Here is a 9,096-nt window from a genome sequence, read left to right on the forward strand (position 1 = left end):
ACTTGATGAGATATTTTTATTCTTAAAAATGATATCCACTTTAATAAAAAAATATAAATTAGCAATTTAAATGTTAACTTAATTCATTTTAAAACGAATTAAACTTATTAAGTTATTTCGCGCCACTATAAATAAATTATATTGAGAAATATATAACAATACTATTGTCAATAAATATTATCATGTTACAAAAATGAAGCGAGTATAATTGAAAATTTCACGATTTTACCAATGGGGGGGTACAATCTATGGAAAATCGTTATGGGCTTTCTTCAAGATGGCCTGTGCATTTATTCCGTCTTGGCCTATTAGCCAGCATTTCTTCTTTTATTGCACCAGCTTTGGCGGTTCAGGCGGACAGTGAACAGGTTCAAAACCCTGTTTTATCGGACAATACACCATCCATCAGCAATCTATCGGATATGCCCAAGGCATCATCTACTGATAAAAAAATAGATAAAGCCAAGGATAAAGACCATAATTCGGCAAGTGATACTAATACTATCACCGTTACGGGAACACGTTTGTCGAAATCTCGTCTTTCCAATGTGATGGCGGGTTCAAGCTTGGGCGAAGAACAGATTAAAACGCGAGGTTATACCGATATCGGATTGGCTTTACTTCGCGAAAATCCAGCCTTTTCGGTTCCGAATAATAGCCCGATCGGAGCGCAAAGTAGCTATGGTGCAGGTCAGTCTTTTGTTTCCCTTTTCAATTTGGGTGACCAACGCACCTTGACCTTGATCAATGGTATGAGAATGGTTGGCGGGGCGACTGCCTCGATTTTTGGTGCTGGTTCCGGTTCGCAGGTCGATGTCGGCACCATTCCGACTTCTTTGATTAAAAAGATTGATACAAAATTCGGTGGTGCGGGTGCGGCTTATGGTGCCGATGCAGTTGCCGGTGTGGTCAATTATCAGTTGGATGATCACTTCAAGGGCATCGATTTTAATGCACAAGGTGGCTTTACCCAAAGATTAAAAGCGCCTCAGGAAAAAATCTATTTCAAAGGGGGCACCGAATTCAACGAAGGGCGGGGCGGTATCGTCTTTGATGTTGAATATCGTCATAGTGGCGGTGTCCTTGCCAAGGACAGAAATAATATATTTGGTTCGGAAAAGACCTCTTATTCCCATCGGCCTGTAGGAAGCACGTCACCTTATTCCTATGTCTTTACCAAGGGACGGCGCTATATCCAAAGTTCGGTGACAGGTATGCCGCTTACGGCAGGCACTATGGGATCTTATCCGACCTATCTCAATCAGATTGATCTGGGTGTGCCGTCAGGGAATGGCAATCAAGCCGCGATGTTCAGTCAGGATGGTAAATCCCTTGTCCCATTGACCGCCGATACCTTAATTCGTGATAATTATTATGGATTAGGCGGGAATGGTATCGCGCTTAGTGATTACAGCCAGATATATACCCCATCCAAAAACCTCAATCTGACAACCCTTGGCCATTATGATTTGAGCGACCATATTCATGCTACATGGCAAGGATGGTATCAGCGTGGTGAAGCAAAAAGCCAGACGGCGCAAGGGACATGGCAGGATACCGGCTTCCAAGGCCCCATGACCATGGATAGTTATTTAAACGGAGATCCCTATACGGGTTATACCGATGTCAATGGCCCGTTAACGTTAAGCACGAATAATCCCTTCCTGACAGCGGCCGAACGGACGACTATTATCAATGCCCTGAAGGCTGCCGGTCAGCCCACTGATACTTTCTATATGGAAAGGCTTAATCAGGATCTGGATGCTGGTATGTTCAGAACCAAAGACCAAATGTATCGGTTGCAAGGGGGGCTTGATGGTGACTTTAATGCTTTTGGGCGGCATTTTAACTGGAAAATATCGGGGGAATATAGCCAATATTTCAATAATACTTGGCAACCTTCGATCAACACCCAGAATTTCATCAATGCTTTGAATGCGACAACTGATGCCGCCGGCAATATTGTTTGTGCCGCCGGATATGTGAATTCGACAGCAGCCACCAGAAGTTCGACCTGTTCGCCGTTGAATCCCTTTGGGTTTAACCAGATGTCGCAAGCGGCGAAAGACTATGTCATTTCTGATGTGCATAGCAAAAACCGCAATTCCCAGCGCGATATCCAAGCTGAAATTAACAGCACTATTGTCAAACTTCCAGCAGGCGATATCCGTTGGGATATTGGTTATGAACATCGCCGTGAAAGTTATAATTTCAATCCGGGAAGTTTTGCTAAAGGTGAATTGTTATCGGATGGGACAAGGCGGCGCTATGGTAATTCTGCGCCTGTAACGGCAGTTAGCGGTGCTTACCATACCCATGAAGCCTTTGGTGAATTAGAAATCCCGCTGATTTCACCCAATATGCATATGGAGGGTGCCTATAATCTTTCGTTGACGGCCAATGGTCGATATATCAATAACAGTATGACCGGAAGCTATTGGACTTATATGTTCGGCGGCGCATGGTGGCCAACGCGCGATTTCGGCTTTAGTGGTAACTATGCTCAATCAGTGCGGAATCCTTCGGTAACCGAATTATTTGCGACAAAAGCTACTGTTTATGATTCGGCAAGTGATCCTTGCTCATATGAATTTTTAGATTCAGGTCCAAATCCAGCTACAAGACGGGCGAATTGTGCGGCAGCCGGTATTCCGACCAACTTCCAATCTCAAATCGTTAACCAGACGATGCCGGGGACGAGTGGCGGTAACACGCATTTGAAAAACGAGACATCGCACAGCTTTACAGCGGCGGTTGATTTTACGCCCCATTTTGTTCCGGGACTGACCATCAACGGTGCCTATATTGATGTCAAAATCAATAACGAGATCACCTCTCTTGGCCTCGGTGATTTGATGAGTGCCTGCTATGACTCTTCATCTTATCCCAACAGTAGTTATTGTAGTGCCTTTACCCGTGATTCTTCCACACATCAGGTCACTGATTTTGCCGAAGGATATTACAATGTTGCCAGTCAACATATGCAGGCTGTTCAGGGAAAAATTGATTATGTTCTTCCTCTGCATCGTTTAGGATTGCCTGATTCAGCCGGCACGGTGGAATTGACAGGTAATTACATTCATTATGTCAAAAACGAGCAGAAAATCTTAACCAGCACCTATGATTTATTCGGCACCACAGGGCAACCACAAGACAACATTACGCTGAATCTTAACTATACGCGTGATAGATTGTCTTTCCAGTGGCAAACCCTTTGGTATGGTAAAGCCCGCTATGCGGTTCAGGTTTCGGATAAAACGTATGAGAATAATAAACGGCCTGATTTTGCCTATTTCAATATGACGGTAGGATACAGGATTACTGACCATATTGATGCCAGCCTGATGGTCAACAATATCACGGATGCGCTGCCCAAATATCCGGGAGCTGTCAGTCAAACACGTTATTATGAGGCCTTGATGGGACGTTCCTTTAAAATGTCGATTGGAGTCCATTTCTAAAACTAAAAAAATCCCCTTTTCTTTCAAAAGAGAAGGGGATTTTTTATGCCTGATATCCGATTAGAAAAGGCGTTTTTAAAAGATTAAAGAGTCTAAAAATATTAAATGGTTGAAAATTGCGATTAAATGCGTATAGAGCATGGCGCTAGTGGCCCCGTAGCTCAACCGGATAGAGCACCTGCCTTCTAAGCAGGATGTTGCGTGTTCGAGTCACGCCGGGGTCACCATCTTTTTATTTTCTATTTAGAAACAGACAATTCCAGAAAATTTGACCCCAAAAGTAATAATAATTTGGCGTCAATGACGAGACCTTGCTGTCGTTTCTGTTCCAGAAAATCAGGCAATTCTGACAATTTTACCCGATGGACGGTGATCTCTTCATCATCAACGCCGCCGCCGTCTGAAATTTTGGTAAGATTTTGAGCGCGCACCAGAAAAAAGCTTTCTGATGTCATACCGGGGGAAGAGGCGAATTGACCCAAATTTTCGATGATATCAGCCTGATATCCGGTTTCTTCGATCAATTCACGAGCTGCTGCGGTTTCGACCGATTCATGTGAATCGGTATCCCCAATCAAGCCCGCGGGCAATTCGATTGTATGCGCCCCAAAAGGAATACGAGGTTGTTCGACAAGAATAACATATTCCCCATCCAAAGCGAGGATAACGGCTGCGCCCATATTATGGGGACGGCTGGCATATTCCCATGTTCCGCGCCGTTTCAGAATAATGAATTTGCCGGAATAAAGTATTTCAGTTTCAGGCTGGGATGGGGATTCTGAATTATGTGACATCATTTCCGCCTATTCAAAAGTCATAATCTGGCTGCAACGAACTATTGATAGGTTAAAGCAATAGCCCATCAAAAAAATGGTGATTTTTAATAATCATCAGAGGCACCGCCGCCGCCAAAAGAGCCACCGTCGCCACCGCCAAAAGAATCATCACTGCCACCCCAATCGCCGCCGCTACCGGAATCATCATTTCCGCCGCCCCAGAAACCACCACCGGAGGAAGAGCCGCCCCCACCACCGCCACGTCGGTTAAACAGCATAGAGAGGATCGAAAAAATGGAGAGAACAGCCAAAAAGAATTTCAGAACCGCATAGATAGCTGAAAAAATTGTTTTAATAACTGACCACAAAGTCGCAAAGAATATCTGGAGCCGCGTTTTAGGAGACAACAACCCATGATTACTGGACAAAGTTTGTGGTTTCTTTTGTGAGCGATACTGGCCTTCACTGACGATAGCAATAATGACTAAGCCACCACCACAGAACAAAATAATCCAGAAAAGAGGATGTATAGGCGGTAGGGGCTTTACATCGGAGGGTAGGGGATCAGTGGCTCTTTTATTTTGGTAGGCTTGCTCTGCAGCTAGAGATTTATTTCTTAGCTCGTCATTCGGATCTGTCAGAAGATCACCGAAAATTTGCACGGCCGTTTTGATGCCTTTTCGGGGATCTTTCTTCATAATTGGCGTCACCTTCTGGTGAAGAAGGGTAAAGGCCAAGGCATCCGGAATCTGACCTTCTAATCCATAGCCGACCTCGACGCTGACTTTCCGGCCATGATCTTGGTTATGATTAGTATAAACTAAAAGGATCAGACCATCATTGATCTTGGCATGACCGATTTTCCAATAGCGTCCCAAGCGATAGCCATAATCACGGATATCATAGCCTTGAAGATCACTGAAGGTCACAACAACCATTTGATGCCCGCTTTTGGCTTCGATCATAGCTAAGTCTGAATTAAGCTGTTTTTTATCCGCCGATGTCAAAATCTGGGCATCATCGACCACATATTGGTCACCAAGTTCCGGAAAATTTTGGGCAAAGGCCGATGTATTTTTGGCAAAAACCAAAAAGACAAATAACAGCAGCAGCCCGAAAAGCCGGTAACCGGAGGATGAAGTTTTTCTAGGTGAAAGCATAGCTACCGGCTTTATCATCTTGTTATTTTTGGCTGTTGGATGGGGTGGCTGGGGCAGGCGCGTCAAAATTGACGGTCGGCGCAGCTTGGGCATTGGTGGCCGTCGCTTCGTAAGGCGTCATTGGTTTTGCGCCATAGAATATTTTGGCACCAATGGCATTCGGGAAAGTCCTGACCAAGGTATTATACTGCTGGACAGCTTCGTTATAGTCGCGTCTGGCAATCGTAATCCGGTTTTCTGTACCTTCTAATTGTGCCTGAAGTGCCAAAAAATTTTGATCAGCCTGCAGCTGGGGATATTGTTCACGAACAGACATTAACCGCCCCAAAGCCATGCTTAAATGACCTTGAGCCTCGGCAAATTGCTTCATAGAATCTGGGTTATCAACTTTTACATTGATCGCCGTTGCTTTTGCACGGGCTTCGGTCACCGCAGTCAGCACATCTTTTTCATGGCTGGCATAGCCTTTTACGGTCGCCACCAAATTGGGAATAAGATCAGCGCGGCGCTGATATTCATTTTGGACATCTGCCCAGCGGGCTTTGGCGTTTTCTTCGGCGGCGGGTATCTGGTTAATACCACAGCTTGAAAGAGAAACGATGGCGACCGGAGCAAGCAAAAAAGGAGAAGATCGGCGTAACAAAGACATAAAAAATCTCCGGTTAGTGATGGATGCAATATATTTTGTTATTGAACAAATGAAATCCAGACCATGTTTCATATTTACTATATCAGAAAAAAATATTTAATATCACGGCCTTTTTTATATTCAAAAATCACGGTTTTGGACTATTTAGCGGCTTTTGAGACCCGTATTTTATTTTGGGAATCCGCTCTTTTAAAGATAGGATAAATCTCCAGAATCGCAAAAGGAAGATTATGTCAATACTCACTGATTTTAAGAATTTTATCAGCAAAGGCAATGTGCTCGGTTTAGGTATCGCGGTCATTATGGGCGATGCTTTTAACAAAATCATCAGTTCTGTAACGGGTGATTTGTTGATGCCGATCATTGGTGCTGTCTTTGGCGGTGTTGATTTCTCTGGATTTTTTATCCGATTGGGCGCTGTCCCCGCCGGTTATACCGGATCATTAACCAGCTATAATGATCTGAAAAAAGCCGGAGTACAGCTCTTTGGCTATGGACAATTTTTGACGGTTGTTGTCAATTTCGTCATCGTTGCCTTCATTTTGTTCATGATCATGAAGATAGCCGCTAAATTACAAAAAGAGCTGGATAAAACCGAAGCTAAAAAAGAAGAAAAAATTGCCGAAGCCGCGCCTACGCCGGAAGACATTGTCTTACTGCGTGAAATCCGCGACGAATTACGCGGTAAAAAATAAATCTATCAATAATTTTAAAAAAGAAGGTATCTTTTCGAGATGCCTTCTTTTTTTATAACGATAAGATAATGCCCGACTAGAAGTTAAAATTCGTAAAGATACCTAATTCTTTGTAAGAGGCACTTCTCATACCACCAAGCGATCCATTGGTTGTGTTGATGTAGATAGGCACGCTGCCCGTGTAACCGTGATTGGTGACATTTTCCTGTTTATAAACAAGGCCAACATCAATATTGTTAATGGGCTGCCAATCAATACCCGCATTGAAATAGTGATCTTTGAAATGAGAATCGCTTTTCATATAAGGTTGCGCCCAGTCATACCGCCCGAATAGCGAGACTTTATCAAAAATACGAACTGATCCCCATCCAGCAGCCCCTTGACCGGCATCTTTTTTATAAAGATCACTGGAGGATGCACAGGCGTTCAAATTACAATCCAAGGCTGAACTGGTGAAATCCTTGGCATAAAAATATTCTGCACCGAAACGGAAGCGGCCATGCACATAAGCGATAATCGCATTATAACGTTGTGCGGCATTATAAACATATTCGCCCATCTGGCCGCGCTCTTGACCTTGATGCCCGATATGAGCCCCACCACCGACCGTAAATCCGGCATAATTGACATTAATACGGCCTTCAAAATCAGGATTTTTAGAACGGAAGGGCGAGCGATAACCCGATCCGTCCACAACGGCCATATTATATTCGACCAAGCCGTTCCATAATTTACCCATGGCAAAAATACCCCAATCGGCCGAAGTCGCGAAATTCGCTCTTTCTGAAGTGGTATTTTCAACCCAGCGATAACCATAGAGATTTTCGACAAAAGGTAACCATGGAAGGTCAGCGGCACCGAAACGCACGGAAAAAGCGTCAGATTGCTTCCCTTCTAAATAAGCATGTTTAATGTAAATGGCTTCGCCCACACCAGAAATATAAGAGGCATCTGTTGTTAAACGGGCAGCCCAGTTGTCATTAAATTTATGGTCAACCATCAAATAAAAGCGTTTCAGATCAAAGCCGATGGAATCTCCAATTGGCCGATTTTTCGTATCATAGCCAATATTGCCAGCAGGCGTATTGATCGAGGTTGCTGCTGAATTTCGGGCAGGCATCCATGCCGCTGCTTTCCCGTCAGAGCGATAGGTTGCCCAACTGGCATTAGAATACATTCTCATCCCGATATGGGTTTTCGCAAACCAATCACCAAATTTGAGATTTTTATTCAGTCTTTGCGAAAGCGATTTATCGACCTGTTTATCGACGGCTTTATTGACTTGATCTGGAATAGAATCAATCGCTGCTGCCAATTTTAACTGGGCATCTGACGGGGCTGCTTTTTGGTCGGTGGCGGTTGTTGTGGCAACAGATGAGCTGCCTGCCGGTGTTTGCGCCTGTGCTAATGCGGTTGTTTCTGTTGTCTTGGCATTATTCTGGGCATCTAGCTTCATTGCCAAAGCTTTTATTTCAGCATGAAGCTGCCGGATTTCTTCAGCCTGTCTTGCGATTTCAGCTTGTGTCGAAAAATGACCTGATTTTAATTTTTTAGAAGATGAAGATATAGCGGCATGGGCAGGAGAAGCCATCACAGGAATAGGCGCTAAAATGCTTAAAGCGGGTATGAGCGCGCTATTTCTTTTTAAGGATTGAAAAAAAGGCTGCATTAAAGGCTCCTGCACATTCTTTTCCGGCAGGACAGTTCATAAATGGCAGTTATGACAGTTTTTCTATCAATTTGATGACAGTTTGGAGACAGTTTTGTGATAGAAATATGACAGAATATCTTCGTTTCCAGCGTAAAAAGGCGGAGATGTTTTTTAAAAAATTTATAAAAAACAGATTTCTGTCATTTTTGTGCAATATGCCATGATTACAGCTCGAAGGCATAAAACACCTTACTATTCGGCATTATAAAGAAAGAAGCGCTGTTATGGTCAAGAAAATAGCTGTCTTATTAGGTTCTGTTAGCCTTTTAGGCAGCGCGGCCTATGCAACAACCATTTCGGGTGCGGGTGCAACATTTCCGGCGCCGGTTTATGGAAAATGGGCTAATTCATACCGCAATCAGACGGGCGTTGTTATCAATTATCAGCCTATCGGTTCCGGTGGCGGTATTAAGCAAATTAAAGCCTCTACCGTTGATTTCGGAGCCTCTGACAAGCCTTTGAAAACTGAAGAGCTTTCAAAAGATGGTCTTTATCAGTTCCCGACTGTGATGGGCGGCATTGTTCCTATCATTAACTTGCCGGGTTTGCGGTCAGGTCGCTTGCATTTAACGGGCAGCATTCTTGCCGATATTTATCTTGGTAAAATCACCCGTTGGAATGACCCACGGATTGCTTCTATCAAC

Annotated in this window: 7 protein-coding genes and 1 tRNA gene; 4 read left to right on the top strand and 4 right to left on the bottom strand. The window is 43.9% G+C overall.

Annotated features, from left to right (window positions below; all coding sequences use genetic code 11):
- Window positions 1-248: 248 nt before the first annotated feature.
- A complete protein-coding gene (locus LDL18_RS07690) occupies window positions 249-3,461 on the top strand; it encodes a TonB-dependent receptor (RefSeq protein ID WP_296508391.1) in 3,213 nt (1,070 codons plus the stop codon).
- A 150-nt stretch (window positions 3,462-3,611) separates the two neighbouring features.
- Window positions 3,612-3,688: transfer RNA gene (locus LDL18_RS07695), tRNA-Arg, on the top strand.
- A 12-nt stretch (window positions 3,689-3,700) separates the two neighbouring features.
- Here the strand turns inward: LDL18_RS07695 and LDL18_RS07700 are convergent.
- The 3 genes from LDL18_RS07700 to LDL18_RS07710 form a co-directional block, all read right to left on the bottom strand.
- On the bottom strand, window positions 3,701-4,255 hold the full coding sequence (locus LDL18_RS07700) for an NUDIX hydrolase (RefSeq protein ID WP_296508394.1): 555 nt from the start codon (window positions 4,253-4,255) through the stop codon (window positions 3,701-3,703).
- An 86-nt stretch (window positions 4,256-4,341) separates the two neighbouring features.
- Window positions 4,342-5,490 carry a TPM domain-containing protein gene (locus tag LDL18_RS07705; RefSeq protein WP_296508396.1) on the bottom strand — a complete coding sequence of 383 codons (1,149 nt, stop codon included), beginning with the start codon at window positions 5,488-5,490 and terminating at the stop codon, window positions 4,342-4,344.
- Window positions 5,420-6,046 carry a LemA family protein gene (locus tag LDL18_RS07710; RefSeq protein WP_296508398.1) on the bottom strand — a complete coding sequence of 209 codons (627 nt, stop codon included), beginning with the start codon at window positions 6,044-6,046 and terminating at the stop codon, window positions 5,420-5,422. The genes LDL18_RS07705 and LDL18_RS07710 overlap by 71 nt, the downstream gene beginning before the upstream one ends.
- Window positions 6,047-6,276: 230 nt before the next feature.
- Between LDL18_RS07710 and mscL the strand changes: the two genes are divergently transcribed.
- Window positions 6,277-6,741 (top strand): large conductance mechanosensitive channel protein MscL, encoded by a 465-nt coding sequence (mscL, locus tag LDL18_RS07715; RefSeq protein WP_296508400.1) that lies wholly within the window; start codon window positions 6,277-6,279, stop codon window positions 6,739-6,741.
- 76 nt (window positions 6,742-6,817) lie between these two features.
- On the opposite strand, the gene LDL18_RS07720 is transcribed toward mscL, so the two are convergent.
- Complete coding sequence (locus LDL18_RS07720) at window positions 6,818-8,410, bottom strand: porin (RefSeq protein WP_296508402.1); 1,593 nt, start codon at window positions 8,408-8,410, stop codon at window positions 6,818-6,820.
- 266 nt (window positions 8,411-8,676) lie between these two features.
- On the opposite strand from LDL18_RS07720, the gene LDL18_RS07725 reads away from it, so the two are divergent.
- On the top strand, window positions 8,677-9,096 hold a 420-nt coding region (locus tag LDL18_RS07725; protein WP_296508404.1), incomplete at its 3' end, for a substrate-binding domain-containing protein.

Origin of the sequence: Zymomonas sp. (assembly GCF_020216885.1) — a bacterium.
GTDB lineage: Bacteria > Pseudomonadota > Alphaproteobacteria > Sphingomonadales > Sphingomonadaceae > Zymomonas.